At 43.2% G+C, this 317-nt stretch carries 1 pseudogene; it reads left to right on the top strand.

The annotated features are described in order from the left end of the window. Window positions 1-317: pseudogene (locus tag AACR11_RS15825) on the top strand (hypothetical protein); the annotation flags it as partial.

Raw genomic sequence — 317 nt, 5'->3', positions numbered from 1 at the left:
TCAAGAACCAAATACAATGACGTGGTAAAAATGCTCAAGCTAGCGGGCTTTTTAGAAGTTGAGGCTTGCTATTTGGCGCAGCCAGAAGCTGCCGTGCTTCGAGAAGAGCTGCGTGAGCAAGGCGCAAGTGAAAAAGAGATTGAGGCAATTCCTTCGATTAAATCTCAAGCAGCCTATAAATGGTTTACCCATCAGTTTATCGAATTGTTTGGCATTCATTTCCAAGAGAAGATGAAAGAGTCATTGGCATACGCAAAAGAAGCGATGGCAAATAAGAAGCTTTCCAATATCTTTGCCACGTACAGCCCATTCTCAGA

This window comes from Vibrio sp. L85, from assembly GCF_963871815.1.
Taxonomy (GTDB): domain Bacteria; phylum Pseudomonadota; class Gammaproteobacteria; order Enterobacterales; family Vibrionaceae; genus Vibrio; species Vibrio harveyi.
The sequence above is the reverse complement of the archived record's forward strand: the minus strand, read 5'-3'. Positions and strand labels throughout refer to the sequence as shown.